This is a genomic window from Mucilaginibacter gynuensis, assembly GCF_039541195.1.
Taxonomy (GTDB): Bacteria; Bacteroidota; Bacteroidia; order Sphingobacteriales; family Sphingobacteriaceae; genus Mucilaginibacter; species Mucilaginibacter gynuensis.
This window is the reverse complement of record NZ_BAABFT010000001.1, coordinates 835,347-851,797: the sequence shown is the minus strand read 5'-3', so window position 1 is coordinate 851,797 and position 16,451 is coordinate 835,347. Positions and strand designations below refer to the sequence as shown.

At 39.8% G+C, this 16,451-nt stretch carries 21 protein-coding genes; 14 read left to right on the top strand and 7 right to left on the bottom strand.

All coding sequences use genetic code 11. The features are described from left to right. Positions 1–324 precede the first annotated feature (324 nt). The 7 genes from ABD894_RS03450 to ABD894_RS03420 all read left to right on the top strand — a co-directional run bounded on the left by ABD894_RS03450 (position 325) and on the right by ABD894_RS03420 (position 6,002). Positions 325–573 (top strand): type B 50S ribosomal protein L31, encoded by a 249-nt coding sequence (locus ABD894_RS03450; RefSeq protein WP_345209586.1) that lies wholly within the window; start codon positions 325–327, stop codon positions 571–573. Positions 574–638: 65 nt separating this feature from the next. Further along, on the top strand, positions 639–1,823 hold the full coding sequence (locus ABD894_RS03445) for a putative sugar nucleotidyl transferase (protein WP_345209585.1): 1,185 nt from the start codon (positions 639–641) through the stop codon (positions 1,821–1,823). A 49-nt stretch (positions 1,824–1,872) separates the two neighbouring features. After that, on the top strand, positions 1,873–2,637 hold the full coding sequence (gene tpiA, locus ABD894_RS03440; protein WP_345209584.1) for a triose-phosphate isomerase: 765 nt from the start codon (positions 1,873–1,875) through the stop codon (positions 2,635–2,637). A 101-nt stretch (positions 2,638–2,738) separates the two neighbouring features. Further along, a complete protein-coding gene (locus ABD894_RS03435; RefSeq protein WP_345209583.1) occupies positions 2,739–3,188 on the top strand; it encodes a hypothetical protein in 450 nt (149 codons plus the stop codon). Between the two features lie 91 nt (positions 3,189–3,279). Next, entirely contained in the window at positions 3,280–4,116 is an 837-nt protein-coding gene (gene prmA / locus ABD894_RS03430) for a 50S ribosomal protein L11 methyltransferase (RefSeq protein ID WP_345209582.1), read from the top strand. A 97-nt stretch (positions 4,117–4,213) separates the two neighbouring features. Next, the gene (locus ABD894_RS03425) at positions 4,214–5,569 is read left to right on the top strand and encodes a UDP-N-acetylmuramate--L-alanine ligase (protein WP_345209581.1); all 1,356 of its coding nucleotides are present in this window, start codon (positions 4,214–4,216) and stop codon (positions 5,567–5,569) included. Positions 5,570–5,660: 91 nt separating this feature from the next. Further along, positions 5,661–6,002 (top strand): helix-turn-helix domain-containing protein, encoded by a 342-nt coding sequence (locus ABD894_RS03420; protein ID WP_345209580.1) that lies wholly within the window; start codon positions 5,661–5,663, stop codon positions 6,000–6,002. A 27-nt stretch (positions 6,003–6,029) separates the two neighbouring features. Here the strand turns inward: ABD894_RS03420 and ABD894_RS03415 are convergent, their stop codons facing one another. The 3 genes from ABD894_RS03415 to scpB form a co-directional block, all read right to left on the bottom strand. Continuing rightward, positions 6,030–7,148 (bottom strand): GNAT family N-acetyltransferase, encoded by a 1,119-nt coding sequence (locus ABD894_RS03415; RefSeq protein WP_345209579.1) that lies wholly within the window; start codon positions 7,146–7,148, stop codon positions 6,030–6,032. Positions 7,149–7,217: 69 nt separating this feature from the next. Next, entirely contained in the window at positions 7,218–7,415 is a 198-nt protein-coding gene (locus tag ABD894_RS03410; protein ID WP_345209578.1) for a hypothetical protein, read from the bottom strand. Between the two features lie 136 nt (positions 7,416–7,551). Continuing rightward, on the bottom strand, positions 7,552–8,115 hold the full coding sequence (gene scpB, locus ABD894_RS03405) for an SMC-Scp complex subunit ScpB (RefSeq protein ID WP_345209577.1): 564 nt from the start codon (positions 8,113–8,115) through the stop codon (positions 7,552–7,554). A gap of 137 nt (positions 8,116–8,252) precedes the next feature. Between scpB and ABD894_RS03400 the strand changes: the two genes are divergently transcribed. Both ABD894_RS03400 and ABD894_RS03395 read left to right on the top strand, forming a co-directional pair. After that, a complete protein-coding gene (locus ABD894_RS03400) occupies positions 8,253–8,966 on the top strand; it encodes a ferritin-like domain-containing protein (protein ID WP_345209576.1) in 714 nt (237 codons plus the stop codon). 12 nt (positions 8,967–8,978) lie between these two features. Continuing rightward, positions 8,979–9,824, top strand: a complete 846-nt coding sequence (locus ABD894_RS03395; RefSeq protein ID WP_345209575.1) for a ferritin-like domain-containing protein — start codon at positions 8,979–8,981, stop codon at positions 9,822–9,824. A gap of 58 nt (positions 9,825–9,882) precedes the next feature. Here ABD894_RS03395 and mqnC read toward each other — a convergent pair whose 3' ends face one another. Beyond that, positions 9,883–11,007 (bottom strand): cyclic dehypoxanthinyl futalosine synthase, encoded by a 1,125-nt coding sequence (mqnC, locus tag ABD894_RS03390; protein ID WP_345209574.1) that lies wholly within the window; start codon positions 11,005–11,007, stop codon positions 9,883–9,885. A 108-nt stretch (positions 11,008–11,115) separates the two neighbouring features. Between mqnC and ABD894_RS03385 the strand changes: the two genes are divergently transcribed. Then, positions 11,116–11,820, top strand: coding sequence for a hypothetical protein (locus ABD894_RS03385; protein WP_345209573.1), 705 nt, complete (start codon positions 11,116–11,118; stop codon positions 11,818–11,820). Between the two features lie 43 nt (positions 11,821–11,863). Next, positions 11,864–12,514: a hypothetical protein gene (locus ABD894_RS03380; RefSeq protein ID WP_345209572.1), complete on the top strand. Its 651-nt coding sequence runs from the start codon at positions 11,864–11,866 to the stop codon at positions 12,512–12,514. Here ABD894_RS03380 and ABD894_RS03375 read toward each other — a convergent pair. Next, positions 12,511–14,010, bottom strand: coding sequence for an ATP-binding cassette domain-containing protein (locus ABD894_RS03375; RefSeq protein WP_345209571.1), 1,500 nt, complete (start codon positions 14,008–14,010; stop codon positions 12,511–12,513). The two genes, ABD894_RS03380 and ABD894_RS03375, sit on opposite strands and share 4 nt — an antisense overlap. A gap of 287 nt (positions 14,011–14,297) precedes the next feature. On the opposite strand from ABD894_RS03375, the gene ABD894_RS03370 reads away from it, so the two are divergent. Both ABD894_RS03370 and ABD894_RS03365 read left to right on the top strand, forming a co-directional pair. Beyond that, positions 14,298–14,540 carry a hypothetical protein gene (locus tag ABD894_RS03370; RefSeq protein ID WP_345209570.1) on the top strand — a complete coding sequence of 81 codons (243 nt, stop codon included), beginning with the start codon at positions 14,298–14,300 and terminating at the stop codon, positions 14,538–14,540. A gap of 24 nt (positions 14,541–14,564) precedes the next feature. Next, the gene (locus tag ABD894_RS03365; protein ID WP_345209569.1) at positions 14,565–15,020 is read left to right on the top strand and encodes a PA2169 family four-helix-bundle protein; all 456 of its coding nucleotides are present in this window, start codon (positions 14,565–14,567) and stop codon (positions 15,018–15,020) included. Positions 15,021–15,110: 90 nt separating this feature from the next. Here ABD894_RS03365 and ABD894_RS03360 read toward each other — a convergent pair whose 3' ends face one another. After that, a complete protein-coding gene (locus ABD894_RS03360; RefSeq protein WP_345209568.1) occupies positions 15,111–15,308 on the bottom strand; it encodes a hypothetical protein in 198 nt (65 codons plus the stop codon). A 127-nt stretch (positions 15,309–15,435) separates the two neighbouring features. Then, positions 15,436–15,639 (bottom strand): hypothetical protein, encoded by a 204-nt coding sequence (locus tag ABD894_RS03355; RefSeq protein ID WP_345209567.1) that lies wholly within the window; start codon positions 15,637–15,639, stop codon positions 15,436–15,438. Positions 15,640–15,874: 235 nt separating this feature from the next. On the opposite strand from ABD894_RS03355, the gene ABD894_RS03350 reads away from it, so the two are divergent. After that, on the top strand, positions 15,875–16,447 hold the full coding sequence (locus ABD894_RS03350; RefSeq protein WP_345209566.1) for an RNA polymerase sigma factor: 573 nt from the start codon (positions 15,875–15,877) through the stop codon (positions 16,445–16,447). The last annotated feature ends 4 nt before the right edge of the window (positions 16,448–16,451 follow it).

Sequence of the window (16,451 nt, the reverse complement as noted above, 5' to 3'; positions counted from 1 at the left end):
ACAGTTGAAAGCTGATGAACAACTTTTCCTGGTGGCTTTTCTTCCCTTGCATATTACAAGATAAGAAACACCTCGCCTTTCATTATTAATGTCTTTTCAACATTGTGTTAGTTGTGCAACAGCCACGAAAAGAAAAAAGAACATCCACTAACAATGATTAAAGTACCGCCATTCCTAATGAAGAACTGCACCTGCCAGCAATAAATCACTGCCCCTCACTTATCCACATTTACCACTGTTAATAAATTTTCAAATAACACTTTTCTATTTCCGAATAAAAAACTATATTTGCGCCTCTTTTATAAGAAAAGAAAGTATAACGTAATGAAAAAAGATCTGCACCCATCAAATTATAGGTTAGTTGTTTTTAAAGACATGTCTAACGACTACTCTTTCATAACTAAATCATGCATCGAAAGCCGCGAAACTGTAAAGTGGGAAGACGGTAATGAGTATCCATTGATCAAATTAGAGATTTCTCACACTTCACACCCTTTTTACACCGGTAAAATGAAATTGGTTGATACCGCTGGTCGTATCGATAAATTCCGTACCCGTTACAACAAAAAGTAATCGAGTGTTAGTAAAATATTTACAAGTCCCGGCTTCGCAGTCGGGACTTTTTTTATTTTTGCGCCATGGCAATCATACTATTTGACGACGTTGCTCATCAAACATTATTACCGCTTACCTATACCCGCCCTGTGGCCAATTTGCGCCTGGGTATTTTAACCATTGCCGAAAAATGGGGGCGTTGGTTAAAAAGCGACTTTTCTTTTCATACACAACCATACCTGCAAACTAAGTTTCCTTTAGTTGCCGCGGTCGAAAATATATTTATTAACGGCGCTATTTGCCCCGATAAAGACCTTGCAGAAGCAATTGATAAGCTGCAAACCGGCGAAGCCCTAAAAGCAGGCGATAAACTATTGGCAGTAAAACTTTCAGCAGCTGATGCTGCCGGTTTTAAGTTCGATGCGGTTTATGATCGTGTGATCAGTTATGAAAAGCTTTTTATAAATATTCGTAAGCCCGAGGATATCTTCAGGCTGAACGCTATCGAGCTGCAAAAAGATTTTGACTTGATCACAGCCGGGCATACCAGCGCGGTAATGAGCAGTACCAATACCATTATAGGCGACAGGTTTTTTGCCGAAGAAGGCGCGGTTGCCGAATGCTGTACATTCAGCACTTTAAACGGACCGATCTATCTGGCAGCCAATACCGAAGTTTGGGAAGGCACCAACATCCGCGGCGGTTTCGCGCTTTGCGAAAATTCGCAGGTTAAGATGGGTACTAAGGTGTATGGCGCTACTACTATAGGCCCTCATTCGCGTGTGGGCGGCGAAATTAATAATGCCGTTATATGGGGGTATACCTCGAAAGGACATGAAGGGTATTTGGGTAATTCGGTATTGGGCGAGTGGTGCAATATCGGCGCCGACTCCAATAACTCTAACCTTAAAAACAACTATGCCGAGGTGAAGCTTTGGGACTATCCAACACAGCGTTTCCGTAAAACAGGCCTGCAATTTTGCGGTTTAATTATGGCCGATCATGCTAAATGCGGCATCAATACCATGTTTAATACTGGTACCGTGGTTGGCGTAAGCGCTAATGTTTTTGGCGCGGGCTATCCGCCTAACTACGTGGCCGATTTTTCGTGGGGCGGGGCAGAGGGTTTTCAAACCTACCAGCTGGATAAAGCATTAGAAACCACCGAAAGGGTATTTGCCCGCAAGGATGACCGCGTTTACAACGAGGTGGAAAAAGACATCCTGAAAAAAGTATTTGAACTGACTGAAGGTTACAGGCCCTTTTAAAAGCTTGCAGCCAAACAATTAAATATTTATCAAATAATAACTTAATACAATGAGAAAAAAAATTGTTGCCGGAAACTGGAAAATGAACCTGGACTATAACGAAGGTTTAAGCTTATTTTCTGAAGTGATCAACATCGTTAAAGATGAAATTACCGGTACTCAGGAAGCCATAGTTTGCAGTCCGTTCATCCACTTACATAGCCTTGTGCAATTGGCAAAAGGATACGATAAAGTATCGGTAGGTGCGCAAAATGCACATCAGGCCGAAAGCGGCGCTTACACAGGCGAAATTTCTGCTAAACAAATTAAGTCAGTTGGTGCCCAGTATGTAATATTAGGTCACTCAGAGCGTCGTCAGTATTTTGGCGAAACCAACCAGTTATTGGCTCAAAAAACTGATACTGCTTTAAAAAACGAACTAAAACCAATTTTCTGTATTGGCGAAACCTTGCAGGAGCGTGAAGCTAACGAGCATTTCGGTATTATCAAAGCACAATTGGAAGAAGGTGTTTTTCACCTAAGCGAAACTGATTTTGCTAAATTGGTAATTGCTTACGAGCCGGTTTGGGCTATTGGCACAGGTGTTACTGCATCATCAGATCAGGCACAGGAAATTCATGCTTTTATCCGTAAAGAAATCGCGGCTAAATATGGCGAGGCAACTGCCGAAGCAACAACTATACTTTACGGCGGTAGCTGTAACCCCAAAAACGCTGCCGAACTTTTCGCGCAACCGGATATTGATGGCGGCCTTATTGGCGGCGCGTCGCTTAAATCGCGCGATTTCGCTGATATCGTTAAGGTATTTAACTAAGCATAGGTTTTGAGTATTGAGATGTTAGGCCAAAGAGTTATGTAACTAAATTACATCTCGCAAGTCTAACATCTCAAAACCTCAGATCTATCAACAGCACATTGAAAACTTTTTTGCCGGTAATTATCGCTTTTGCTGTTTTTACCGCAATTGTATTATGCAGTTCCCTGGTACAGCCATATCAAATAGCTGATATGGGCGAAGGTAATCTGCATAGTTTTATGGCCTGTTTTTATTACTTCGGCCCGCTCTTTTTCGTGGTGGCCTTACTTACCCAGTGGCTTATTGTTGTTCCATTATTTAACGGATTTGATACTGTAACCGCTAAGCTGCTAGGTATTACAGATCTGCTCACGGCATGTTTATTTGCCGCCGCCACTTTCGCTTACGCTATTTGGGATTCTATTGATGGCTTAGATAGTTACATTAGTCTTTTCAGCAAATTAACCATGATACAGCTTACGTACTGGGCGATGAATTTATCGGTAATGTTTTTACTTGCTACACGATTGAAAAAGGCGGAAGAGAATACCATTCAGAAAGAAGTTTAGTTTAGCGAAGCCAACGAAATTCTTTATAGTTTTGCCGATAGATTTCTTGCTGAAAATAATATCACTGGAACTGAATCCATATTTGAAATAAATGAATTATTGCGAATTAATATTTACGGTTGATACCGTTGAAGAATATCAAAAAGATCTGCTGATTAACGAACTGGCGGCTTTGGAGTTTGATACTTTTGAAGAAACAGATCTGGGCTTTAAAGCCTACGTTCCCGAATCTGTTTTTAACCAGGAATTAATGGACACGCAATTGGAGCCTTATGCTGCCATGTTTAGTTTCCATTACGGGATAAACATTATCCCTCAAAAAAACTGGAACGAGGTATGGGAAGGTAACTTTAGCCCGATACAGATACAGGATAAAATATTTGTGCGCGCTACTTTCCACGAGCCACATCCCGAGTTCCCGTATGAAATTGTAATTGACCCTAAAATGGCATTTGGTACGGGGCATCACCAAACCACATCAATGATGCTGGAGCTGATGCTGGAGAATGAATATTCCTATAAAAATGTGCTGGATATGGGCTGCGGTACCGGTATACTGGCTATAATGGCTTCAAAATTAGGCGCAAGTGCTGTTACGGCAATTGATTATGACCCTATCTGTTATGATAGCACGGTAGAAAATTCGGCACTTAACAATACCGCTAATATCACGGCTATATGTGGCTCTAAAGAAGTGATTCCTGATGAGCAGTACGATACTATTTTAGCCAATATTAACCGTAATATACTCCTCGATCAAATGGAGCGCTATGTGGAAGTATTAAAGCCCGGCGGCGAAATTTATTTCAGCGGATTTTATGAAAGTCCTGATCTTGAAATAATTACAGAAGCTGCTGTTAAACTGGGACTTAAATATGTTGGCCATAAGAAAGATAAGGATTGGGTTGCTGCAAAATTTTTAAATTAGTAGCACAGCTTTTTAAATAATTGTTAAAAAACGTACTGTAAAAAGTGCGTTTTTTATTTATATTGCAATCCTTAATTACCATGATTTCTTGATATAAATGAGGGTTCACTTTATAGCGATAGGCGGAAGCGCTATGCATAATCTTGCTATCGCCTTACATAAAAAAGGGTTTATAGTCACCGGCTCTGACGACCATATTTTTGAGCCATCCTCATCGCGGCTGGCACGTTATGGTTTGCTGCCGCAAACAGAAGGCTGGTTCCCGGAGAAAGTGACCACCGGGCTCGATGCCGTTATTTTAGGCATGCATGCACGCGTTGATAATCCCGAATTATTAAAAGCCCAGGAACTTGGTATCAAAATTTACTCGTATCCCGATTATATTTACGAGCAATCAAAAAACAAAAAACGTGTTGTAATTGGCGGCAGCCATGGCAAAACTACCATAACCTCTATGATACTGCATGTTTTGCAGGAAACCGGTAAAGATTTTGATTACCTGGTAGGTGCGCAGCTGGCCGGTTTTGATACCATGGTAAAGCTTACCGAAGAAGCCCCAGTAATCATTATAGAAGGCGACGAATATCTTGCTTCACCTATCGACAGGCGACCAAAGTTTCATATCTACAAAGCCGATATAGGCGTTATAAGCGGCATCGCCTGGGATCATATTAACGTTTTCCCTACGTTTGATAACTACATTGATCAGTTTAAGATCTTCATTGATACCATACAAACGGGCGGTAAATTAATTTATAGTAAAACTGACGAAGTATTAAATAAGGCCGTTTCTGAAACAAATACCGGTGCTGATAAGCTGCCTTACGCTTTGCCGCAATACACTATTGATAAAGGTATCACAAATATTATTTCGGGTGATAAAATATATCCGCTGCAAGTATTTGGCGAGCATAATTTATTAAATATTGAAGCTGCCCGCCTGGTTTGCGAAAGTTTGGATATTAATACCGAAAGTTTTTACTCGGCCATAACTACATTTAAAGGCGCGGCCCGCCGGTTAGAGCTGCTTGGCCGTAATGATGAAGCTGCGATATATAAAGATTTCGCGCATTCGCCCTCAAAGTTGAAGGCTACCATACAGGCTGTAAGGGCTCAATTTACTGATAGAAAGTTAATTGCCTGCATTGAACTGCACACGTTCAGTAGTTTGAATAAAGATTTTTTGGCGGAGTATGCCGGCACCATGCAGGAAGCCGATGAAGCCATTGTTTTTATTGATAAAAAAACCTTTGAGCAAAAGAAACTGGAGCCATATCCAGCCGAAGTTGTAAAGACAGCCTTTGCCGACGAAAGTATTATTTTCTTTAACGCCCCCGCGTTGTTATTAAAATATTTAGAAAATATCAAACTAAAAAACTGTAACTTATTGATGATGAGCTCCGGAAATTTCGGCGGAATAGATTTGCAGGAAATAACGAACAAATTATTGTAAGTAGTTTAAAAAATATTGGTTTTTAATAAAAATAAATTATAACTTTATTAACTATTGAGAAACCTAACATCCTTAATTAAATTTTAACTAAATGAAAACACTGGGAAAAAAGATCAGGCTGCTGCGTCACCAAAAAGGGTGGAGCCAGGAAGATGTCGCTAAAAAATTGGATATTTCAATTCCCGCTTTTTCTAAGATTGAAACCGGTATTACCGATATCAACCTGTCAAGGCTTGAACAAATAGCTACTTTGTTTGAAATGTCGGTAGTGCAACTGCTTACATTCAACAATACAGAAGAAGAACAAAAGTTTGTTAACGAGTTGGAAACCATCCACAAAAAGTTAACCGAACGCGAAACAGAGGTTATCGACTTGCAAAAGAAGGTAATTGAACTGTTTGAAGAACTTAGAGTAAAGAAAGTTACCGCATAATATTAACCCGGCCTTGTACCGGGTTAATTAAAATTTGTAGCGCATAGTGGCGTGCTTTTTGCCAAACGTAGCGCCTATCGCTTTATTTAACGCGAGCATTTTCTTATTAAAATCGCCCACCCACGATAGCTCCAGCTCATCGTATTGCTTCACCGTCGATATATATTTCTTAAGCAAATAAAACATCCCCGACTCAATACCGTGGTTTTGATATTTTTGTTTGGTGCCCATTACAATAGCGCGCATGCGGGTAGCGCCTTTCCATTTTTGATATAAGTATTTCAGCTTGCCTACCAGGTCCATTTTGCCGTTCATCGGTTTTATTAGCTGGTTGGCATCGGGCAATACTACTATAAAGGCAACAGGCTCATCATTTATGTATGCAAACCATATGAGTTGCTCATCCAGTACCATCTTCATTTTCTCAAAGGTTTGTAAAATGGTATCGAAGCTGATAGGGGTGAAGTTCTCAAAATCTTTCCAGGCATCGTTATACACCTCCATAAAATCGGCAGCGAAACGTTGTATCTGGGCCTTCTTTAAATATTCAAACCTGTAGCCCGGCTTTTTGAGTGTGCGTTCGGCAATACGGCTCAATCTGTCAGGTAGCGGTTTCCTAAGGTCGAAATGATTGGTGATCTGTTCGTATAATGCCGTAAAGCCATATTTTTCAAACAGGTTTTTATAATACGGCGGATTATAGTTCATGCCGTACGATGGCGGGGTGAAGCCTTCGGTAAGTAATCCCCAAAAGCTATCATTTTCGCCAAAGTTGATGGGGCCATCCATAGCCTGCATGCCTTGGTTTGCCAGCCATTGTTTAGCAGTATCAAACAAAAGGAAAGCGGCAGCTTCATTATCAATACACTCAAAAAAGCCCACGCCGCCGGTTGGCTGCTCGTGTTTGTAAGCTTTGTTGGTATCAATAAATGCTGCTATACGGCCTATAAGCAGGCCTGTGTCGTTTTTAAGGATCCAGCGGGTACTATTACCGTGCTGGTGAAAACTGTTCTTCTCAGGATCAAAAACAGCCTCAATATCATTATCGAGCGGGCATACCCAGTTTGGATATTGCCGGTATATGATGCGGGCTGTGTTTAAAAAATCATTACGGGTAATTTTATCAGTAACTTCAGTAATGATCATTTACACGTATCCCTCACAAAAAGCATCCGGTGTGCTCTTGCCGGGTGCTTTTTGCATTTATATGGTTAATTAATATTTGTAATCGTCGTCGTCGTCATCATCATAATCGTTGAACGACTCGTAACCCGCGTCGTCTAACGGTTCGTCAAAATCATCATCGTCATCAACAAATTTTTTCTTCGGCTTAGTTTCTTCAGCAGGGTCGGGCGTATTTTTGGCCGTAGGCTTTGCTGCCGGTTTCTTTACAGGTTTTTTAGGAGTTCCCATTTTGCAAATTTTATGGTAATACTTAGTTGCTATATAAAATTAAAAGAATCTTGTGTTGTTGATCCTTCTTAAATGAGCTTAATTGTATTGGTAAAAATAATTAAAAAACGCTTTTTTATAAAAGACATTTAAAAAATTATTCTGTTACATCGCCAATGGCTGATGCCCCGGTAGTAAGTTCTTTTATATGAGGCAATTCTTGTATGCTGTTAATGCCAAAGTAATCCATAAAAAGCGCGCTTGTGCCGTAAAGTATAGGCTTGCCAATAGTTTCCGACTTGCCTACAATGCTTATTAATTCCTTCTCCAGCAGCTTTTGAATGGAGTAATCGCAGTTTACGCCCCGTATTTGTTCAATATCTGTTTTAGTAGTTGGCTGCTTATAGGCAATAATAGCGAGGGTTTCTAAAGCCGCCTGGCTTAGTTTCTTTTTCGCTTTTTGTGCCTGCAACAGGCTTATCACCGGGTGAAATTGTTTTTTGGTGAGAAACTGGTAGCCGTTATTCAGTTGCACCAGTTCTATGGCAAAGTTATTGTCAAGGTACTTGGTTTTAATATTCACCAGGGCAGTTTCTATCTCCTGGTTATCAAAGTCGCGTTCAAAAGCGGCCTGCAAACAATAGTTGATCTCTTCGCGCCGAAGGCTTTGTTCTGATGAAAATATCAGTGCCTCTACATATAATTCAATGCTCTCTGCCATGTATACTAAATATATTCTTTTACTCCAAATTCAGCTACTCTTTTAAGTTGTAACAAGTTTGTTGTAATTGCGAAACTGCCGGCTCAAAAATATTGTATCTATTGGTATAATTTATAAACAATATCAACTTCTTATTTATGAAAACAGAAACAGAACAAAACATGGGTAATGTGAACATCGCCCGGAGGTCGTTTTTGCGCTATGCAGGGGCGGCTACAGTTGTGGGAGCTTTGGCCATGCAGTCATGCACAAAGGACAATGCTAATGACGCCGTAATTGAAGGCGGCAACAACAATGGCGGATCAGATATTACTGATATAGGCTCAGGCGACATTGGTATATTAAACTACGCTTACGCGCTTGAACAATTAGAGGCCGCGTTTTACATCCAGGTAGTAAACTCTTTCTCATCTGAATTTACTACAGACGAAAGAGCCTTATTTACCGACATCCGCGATCACGAAGTGTTACACCGCGAATTTTTTAAAGCAGCGTTAGGTGCAAAAGCTATTAAAGGCTTAACACCTGATTTCAGCAAGATTGATTTCAGTAAAAAAACAAGCGTTTTAGGTGCTGCAAAAGCATTTGAAGATTTAGGTGTAACCGCGTATGATGGTATCGCCTTCAAAATTGAAAATGCCGATTATTTAACCCTTGCCGGTAAAATTGTATCGGTGGAAGCAAGGCACGCCGCTTTGATCAGTAACCTGATCACTGAAGGTAGTTTTGTTGACAGCGACCAGGTAAGTGCTACAACAGGTTTGAATATTTCAAACACACCTACTAAAGTACTGGCAACAGCCAATCTTTTCCTGAAAACTAAAGTTAGTGCCAAAAGTTTCACCTTTTAACCAAACATCGCCATGAATTTATTTAATGTAATAGAAGAAATAGAAAAGATCGATCCGGAATTTAACGATCGTATCAATCCGCGCCGTGCCGCGATAAAAAATATAACGAGCTTTGGTTCAAAAGTAGCTGTTGCAGCAATGCCTTTCGCTTTTGCAACACTGTTTAAAAAGGCTTACGGACAAACCCCGGGTACTGATGTTAACTCGGTATTGAACTTTGCTTTATTGCTGGAGTTTTTAGAGGCCGAATTTTATAACAAAGGCTTGGCTGCAAGTAGCCTGATCAACGCTAACGATAAAGCTAACTACTTTACTAAAATAGCGAGAGACGAAAACAACCACGTTGCCTTTTTACAAGGTGTATTAGGTACCGCTGCTATTTCAAAATCATCGTACGTATTTGATGTAACCGGCGGCGGTGCTTTTGCCGATGTGTTAACCAACTATGATACCTTTTTGAAAGTATCGGTTGCGTTTGAAGACACTGGTGTACGTGCTTACAAAGGACAGGCTCCATTTTTATTGAAAAATGAAGTAGTATTAGGTGCTGCATTGGCAATTCACGCTGTAGAGGCAAGACACGCTTCTGCTGTACGTTATCTGATCAACAAAAAGCTTAACCTTGGTCTTAAACCTTGGATTACCAGCGATACTAAAGGTAATGATACCGGTATTGCAGCCGTTGACGCTAACTACGCAGGTGAAGATAATATTATACAAGGTGGTGTTACACTTACCAGCTTACCGGCTGTAGGTACAAGTAACAGCAAAAAATCAGCTACCGCATCGTTTGATGAACCATTGGAAAGAGCCAAAGTTGAGGCCCTGTTAGTAGGTTCATTTATTAAACCCGCTTAAGTTAAAGTTGAATATAAATTAAAAGGCCGGGTGTGTAAGCATCCGGCCTTTGTGTTTTTTAGTAGTTGATCACCTGCTCTTCTATTTGAACAGGAATATCGCGCCACTCATATTTTTGGGTGCGTAATTGCGGCTCAAAACCGGCTTCAATAATTGATTGCTGTATACCTTTGGCGGTAAACCTGTGCGGCGCGCCTGCGGCAGATACCACATTTTCTTCTATCATGATAGAGCCAAAATCGTTAGCGCCTGCATGTAAACATAGTTGCGCTACCTGTTTACCCACCGTTAACCACGATGCCTGTATGTTTTTAATATTGGGCAGCATAATACGGCTCAGTGCTATCATCCGGATGTATTCGTCGCCGGTTACATTATTGGTTATGCCACGTACTTTGCGCAGCAAGGTGCCGTCGTCCTGAAATGGCCATGGTATAAAGGCGATAAAGCCATAATGTCCTTCCGGTTTTTCGGCTTGTACTTCGCGTATCCAAACCAGGTGCTCAAAGCGTTCTTCAATGGTTTCGATATGGCCAAACATCATGGTAGCCGAACTTGGCAGGTTCAACTGGTGTGCGGCACGCATTACATCCAGCCATTCTTTACCACCGCATTTACCTTTCGATATCAGTCGGCGTACACGGTCGTTCAGTATTTCGGCTCCTGCACCGGGTAAGGAGTCGAGCCCGGCTTCTTTCATTGCTTTCAGCACCTCGTAATGGCTGATGCCCTCTAACTTGGCTACGTGCGCAATCTCCGGCGGACCTAAAGAGTGCAGTTTCAATTTTGGATATAGCTCTTTCAGTTTGCTGAACAGATCGGTATAAAAAGCCAGCCCAAGATCGGGGTGGTGACCGCCCTGTAACAGTAGCTGATCGCCGCCATACCTGAAGGTTTCTTCTATCTTTTGCTTATAAGTTTCTATATCAGTAATATAGCTGTCCTCATGACCTGGTCGCCTGAAAAAGTTACAAAACTTACAGTTAGCTATACATACGTTGGTAGTGTTAACATTCCGGTCTATTTGCCAGGTAACCTTGTTGTGCGGCACCTGTATTTTGCGCAGCTCGTTGGCCACATGCATCAGTTGTGCGGTAGGGGCGTTATTGTATAAATAAACACCTTCTTCAATACTCAAGAAATCAAACTGCAACGCGCGTTGCAAAAGATCGGCTGTATTCATATAACAAAAATACGTCTATTTAATGCTCATTTAAAATTACTGTAAAATAATTGACAATAGCGGTACACACATAAATGCATCAAAACAGATAACTATATTTATACCACCATGTTAAGCCGCCAAAAATTTACCAAATTATATTATCCGGGTTTATTAAGCCTGCTGGTGTTGCCATTGCTGTGTGTAGGGTATTTGTATTACCAAAATATAAGTAATATAAAGTATGGCCATGAGGTGGTTTGGGCAGATGCAAACGATACAACTTTAAAACTCCCTTACGGATCAGTATCTAAAAATAAAGTATTAAAATCAAGAGAATATGAGGTTATAAGTAATGATTTATCTCACGGTAAAACTGAGCAAGTTATTGCAAAAACCAATAGTGCAATTGCTAATTTAATAGCAAATAAGGATACAATAAAAGGCATCGCGATTGGTTTTGGTAAGAATACCCGATATGATGATGTTATTAAAGTTATTGATCTTTGCGACAGGTATGAGAACGATAAAATAGTTCACCTTATTGATCAAGACAAATGCCTCATTTATTATAGTTCAATGAAGGAATTTAAAGGTGTTGCCAAAATAAAAAACCTGTCTTATATTTTCATATGTGGTGGTAGTTTATATGTAAAAGCATCTGAAAGTTTAACAACAGTGATTGTTCGATTTATAAAAGAGTTGAAGTTGAGCACGGAAATTTTGGCATGCATATTAATTTCATGGCTAATATTATTAATATGCTCTATTTGGCAAATTAAGGGACATTCATCCAAGTACATAGCTAAGCCGTATAAACTTTTGCGTTATTGATGCAGGTAAGATTTATAGAAATACATATCGAAATTATACCACCATGTTAATCCGCCGAAAATTTACCAAATTATATTACCCGGGTTTATTAAGCCTGCTGATATTGCCGTTGCTGTGTGTGATCTATATTCAATATCAGGAGACAGGCAACATAAGGTACGGTACTGATGTTGCATACAGAAGTAAAGTTTCGGTGAAAACGTATGAGTTACCTAAAGAATCACAATTGTTAAGCAATTACAAGGTAATTAGCAATGGTTTATCGCACGAAGACATTGGGCTGGTTATTTCACATACTAATAAGGCTATACTTAACCTCATAGCAAATAAGGATACCGTTAATGGTATAGCAATCACATTTGGCGGCAAAACACAATATGCTGATATGGTTGAAGTAATTAACATTTGCTACGGTTACAAGGAAAATAACGTAATATGCACCTTTCAGGACGACAAGTGTTTAATACAACATATTAATACCCCAAAGCCTGAAGTTGGAATGATACCGCCATGCGCCGGTTTGCAGTTCACTCCACGTAGTGAACCTGCTGACTATAGTTCATTATCAGCCGTATATACATTAATAAAGAGCAGCCCTGTAGCACAATCATTTTACCTCATATTAGCATTATGGGGTGTAATGTTTTACTTAGTAATCCTCAACGTTAAAAGAAGAATTGTACCATCATTTTAAACCACCCGTCCTTTATCCAGCTTTAAAACCCTGGTAACGCTATCCGGAATTTCATGCTGGTAATGGCTTACATAAATAAGCGTAACATTGCTCAGGTTGCAGATGGTATCGGTAAGGTGTTTAAAATGCAGTTGCTGAAATTCATCGAGGCCCTGGCAGGGTTCGTCAAAAATGAGCAGGGGCGGATTTTTGATTAACGCACGGGCCAGTAAACATAAGCGTTGCGCGCTGGCCGGTATGTTTTTAAGCAGGGTACGGGCATATTGATCTATTTGTAAAGCTTTCATCCAGCGTAAAGCGGTCGCGGATCTTTTCGCATCGCTTGGCCTGAATAATCCCAACGTATCATAATAACCCGATTCGATCACCTGTAAACAGCTGTTATCGGTAGGAAAATATTGGTAAAGCTCGGGCGAAACAAAGCCTATGCGTTTTTTTATATCCCAAATGCTCTCGCCGGTACCGCGCTTCTTATCAAATAATACAATGTCATTCGCATAAGCTTGCGGATTATCACCATTAATTAAACTTAACAAGGTTGATTTCCCTGCGCCGTTAGCACCCAGCAATGCCCAGCGTTCGCCGGGTTTAATGTGCCAGCTAACATCATCCAGGATGATATTTTTATCATAACGAATGTGAGCCTTATTGATCTTCACTATATCATTATAAACTACGGCTTCGGTATTGTTAAGCAGTTCCTGTAATTCGGCTGCATCAATATCGTCCTGAATGTTCGACGCGAATTTTACCGGGTCGAAATCGTTTTTAGCCATCACCTCGGTTATTTCCCCGTTATCAATCACCGCGATGTGGGTTATGGCATCAGGTATTTCGCGTGGAGAGGTAGCCATAATTACGTTAATACCCGAAGCGATGATCTTACCAATGATGCCATTAAACTCAGCACGGGTTTGTACATCAAGCCCGGTCAGCGGATTATCGAGCAACAATATCAGTGGGTTTTTAAGCAGGGCAGAGGCCAACCTTACCCGTTTGGTTTCGCCGTTGGAGAGTTTGATGAGTTCTTTACCCGTTAATTGGGATAGGTTAAGCAACTCAACAACATTTTCGTATTGCCAATGCTGCAAGCCGGTGAACGATACAATATCATGCAGGTATTCTTCAACGGTTTGCGCGTCTTCAGAATCAGACGAGTTATAGCGCTGCTGGTAATAAAAATTGGTAGTGTTTGATTTATTTTTGAAATGATGCTTGCCTTCTACCAGCGATATTAAATTATGAAAGGTGGTCAGTCCATCTTTTTTGGGCGGGTGCTGCGCTATAAAATCGTCGAAAAAATAATTATGAACTTCGCCGCCGCTTACGCTGAACTTACCCGCTATGGTTTGCAGCAACACGCTCTTGCCCGATCCGCTTTTGCCTATGAGTGCCCAGTGTTCGTTTTTGTTTACACTAAAGTTAAGATTACCAAAAAGCGTTTTGTTTTGTGAGCGTACCAACGCGTTTTTTATAGATAGAATGGGCTGTAGCATAATAAAAATAGTTGCCGCTAAAACTACATAACTTATCGGCAAATTGAAAAGCAGCCCTGTGTAACTATGCTGATAGGCGATAGCAGCCTGAAGCAAATTCGCTTGCCCTAATTAACCTTAAATTTCATTTCATTAAAACTTTAAGTTAAATTATAGCTATAAATAAATGTATTATAATAATTGCGCCTTTTTATTGAAAAAAATGTATTTTTAATAAATCTTTTATCGGTGTACCAACACCAAGTTGTAATTAACCTAAATACCTTGCTTTTTTAATGTTTGCTAATATGTATACAGCTGCAAAGCCGATAATTATACTGCTTGGCATTTTGTTAAATAGTTATGAGTATGCGTTTTATAAAATTATGAGAAAGTTAAACGTATTGTTACTGGCGCTGGCTATGATGACTTTAAACAGTTGTTCGCTTATTGTGGACATATTTAAGGCCGGATATTATGTTGGCATCATCGTTGTAGTTATAGTATTAGGAATTATTTTATGGCTATTCTCTTTATTTAGAGGGCGCTAAATATTTACTGTTAAAACTATTACAATGGAAAACACGCAAGCAACAATAGAAATATTGAACGATCTGATCCAGATCAACAATGACCGTATTGCCGGTTACGAACTGGCATTAAAAGAATTGAAAGAAGAAGATGCCGATATCAAGTATCTTTTTACCAACCTGGTAGGCGAGAGCCATCAGTTTAAGCTGGAACTGGGTACCGAGGTACAGGTTTTAGGTAAGGATATTGACAATACAACATCGGCCAGCGGTAAAATACACCGTGCATGGTTGGGCGTTAAAGCCACCTTTACCGGCCATAATACAAAAAGCGTATTAGAAGAATGCGAATTTGGCGAAGATGCCATAAAGTTGGCTTACAGAAGCGCGATTGAAGATGAAGCACTGCCTGCTTATATAAAAGATATATTATACAAACAGCAGGAAATTTTACAGGCCGCGCACGATGAGGTAAAAGCCCTGCGCGATCATGTGCAATAAGAATAGAAGTTAGAAAAGAGTAACAATAAAAAATCCGGATCAAATATTTGATCCGGATTTTTTATGCTTTGTATTTTGCTTGCGCAAAAATTACATTTTAGCAGCAGTATCAGCAGCTGGAGAATCAGCTTTAACAGTGTCAGCAGCTGGAGAATCAACTTTAACAGTATCAGCAGCCGGAGAATCAGCAGCAGCTGAATCAGTTGAACCTGAACCAGAACCTTTACAAGCTGCAACTGAGATAGAGATAGCTAAAGCTAAAAAGCCGAATTTGAATGCATTTTTCATGTTGAATTTTTTTTAAGTGATTTAATAGTTTTCACCCTTAATACCGGAAACTAAAAAAGGTAACCCAATTTTTTTGAAAAAAAATAAGATTACCTTTTTTAAAGATTATTTCCCCTAAGGGAGATAATTATTTTTTAGTTGTATCAGCTTTAGTAGTGTCAACTTTAACTACAGTTGTATCAACAGCTGGAGAGTCAGTTTTAACTACAGTATCAACAGCTGGAGAATCAGCAGCAGCTGAATCATTAGCAGCACCACCTTTACCACCGCAAGCAGCTAAAGAAACAGAGATAGCTAAAGCCAAGAAACCGAATTTGAATGCATTTTTCATGTTAATATCTTTTTAATTGTTAGTTGTGAGCCTTTTATACCGGTAAATGAAAAAGGTAACCCACTAAATTAGAAAATAATGAGAAAAATATTACAATCGTTTATAAATCAATGATTTATATTTTAATGCTATACTTGTGTTTTTGAACGTTATGTTTGCCTGTATTATGTAATGCCGATAATAAAAATATTTTTTGCGGGTATGGGTTACATTTTAATATAAATTGTATTAAGTAGTGAATAAACATTTAAACAGTTCAACACCAACAGATAGCGAGGTGATTCTCGGTATCCTTAATAATTCGGAAACGGTTTTAAAAAAGCTGTATCTGGCGTATTTCCCGATGGTGTTGCAGTTGATCATAAATAACAATGGCAGCGCTGATGACGCTAAAGATATTTATCAGGAAGCCATTATCGTTCTTTATAATAAGGTTAAGGCAGGTAATTTTGAGCTGAGCAGTAAGCTTAAAACCTATATATACTCGGTAAGCAGGCGCTTATGGCTTAAACGCCTAACGCAAATGAGCCGTTACGGAGGCGATATAAAGGATTTTCAGGAGTATGCCCCGGTTGAGGAAGATGAGGCGGAAGCACACAGCGACAGGGATATACAGTTCAGCAAAATGGAAAATGCCTTAAAACTGCTGGGTGAGCCCTGCAAAACCATTATGGAAGATTTTTATATCCATAACCGGTCTATGCAGGAAATTTGCGAACGCTTTGGTTATACCAATGCCGATAATGCCAAAACCCAGAAGTATAAATGTTTACAACGGTTAAAGAAATTATTTTTTCAGCAAGATTAAAGTG

Bases quoted from the DNA above. Each gene is read 5' to 3' on its own strand.
- ABD894_RS03365 (WP_345209569.1), top strand. From the start codon at position 14,565: ATGGAAAACACGCAAGCAACAATAGAAATATTGAACGATCTGATCCAG.
- ABD894_RS03395 (WP_345209575.1), top strand. From the start codon at position 8,979: ATGAATTTATTTAATGTAATAGAAGAAATAGAAAAGATCGATCCGGAA.
- ABD894_RS03445 (WP_345209585.1), top strand. From the start codon at position 639: ATGGCAATCATACTATTTGACGACGTTGCTCATCAAACATTATTACCG.
- prmA (WP_345209582.1), top strand. From the start codon at position 3,280: ATGAATTATTGCGAATTAATATTTACGGTTGATACCGTTGAAGAATAT.
- ABD894_RS03425 (WP_345209581.1), top strand. From the start codon at position 4,214: ATGAGGGTTCACTTTATAGCGATAGGCGGAAGCGCTATGCATAATCTT.
- scpB (WP_345209577.1), bottom strand. From the start codon at position 8,115: ATGGCAGAGAGCATTGAATTATATGTAGAGGCACTGATATTTTCATCA.
- ABD894_RS03370 (WP_345209570.1), top strand. From the start codon at position 14,298: ATGTATACAGCTGCAAAGCCGATAATTATACTGCTTGGCATTTTGTTA.
- mqnC (WP_345209574.1), bottom strand. From the start codon at position 11,007: ATGAATACAGCCGATCTTTTGCAACGCGCGTTGCAGTTTGATTTCTTG.
- ABD894_RS03400 (WP_345209576.1), top strand. From the start codon at position 8,253: ATGAAAACAGAAACAGAACAAAACATGGGTAATGTGAACATCGCCCGG.
- ABD894_RS03410 (WP_345209578.1), bottom strand. From the start codon at position 7,415: ATGGGAACTCCTAAAAAACCTGTAAAGAAACCGGCAGCAAAGCCTACG.
- ABD894_RS03355 (WP_345209567.1), bottom strand. From the start codon at position 15,639: ATGAAAAATGCATTCAAATTCGGTTTCTTGGCTTTAGCTATCTCTGTT.
- ABD894_RS03380 (WP_345209572.1), top strand. From the start codon at position 11,864: ATGTTAATCCGCCGAAAATTTACCAAATTATATTACCCGGGTTTATTA.
- ABD894_RS03385 (WP_345209573.1), top strand. From the start codon at position 11,116: ATGTTAAGCCGCCAAAAATTTACCAAATTATATTATCCGGGTTTATTA.
- ABD894_RS03450 (WP_345209586.1), top strand. From the start codon at position 325: ATGAAAAAAGATCTGCACCCATCAAATTATAGGTTAGTTGTTTTTAAA.
- ABD894_RS03360 (WP_345209568.1), bottom strand. From the start codon at position 15,308: ATGAAAAATGCATTCAAATTCGGCTTTTTAGCTTTAGCTATCTCTATC.
- ABD894_RS03375 (WP_345209571.1), bottom strand. From the start codon at position 14,010: ATGCTACAGCCCATTCTATCTATAAAAAACGCGTTGGTACGCTCACAA.
- ABD894_RS03415 (WP_345209579.1), bottom strand. From the start codon at position 7,148: ATGATCATTACTGAAGTTACTGATAAAATTACCCGTAATGATTTTTTA.
- tpiA (WP_345209584.1), top strand. From the start codon at position 1,873: ATGAGAAAAAAAATTGTTGCCGGAAACTGGAAAATGAACCTGGACTAT.
- ABD894_RS03420 (WP_345209580.1), top strand. From the start codon at position 5,661: ATGAAAACACTGGGAAAAAAGATCAGGCTGCTGCGTCACCAAAAAGGG.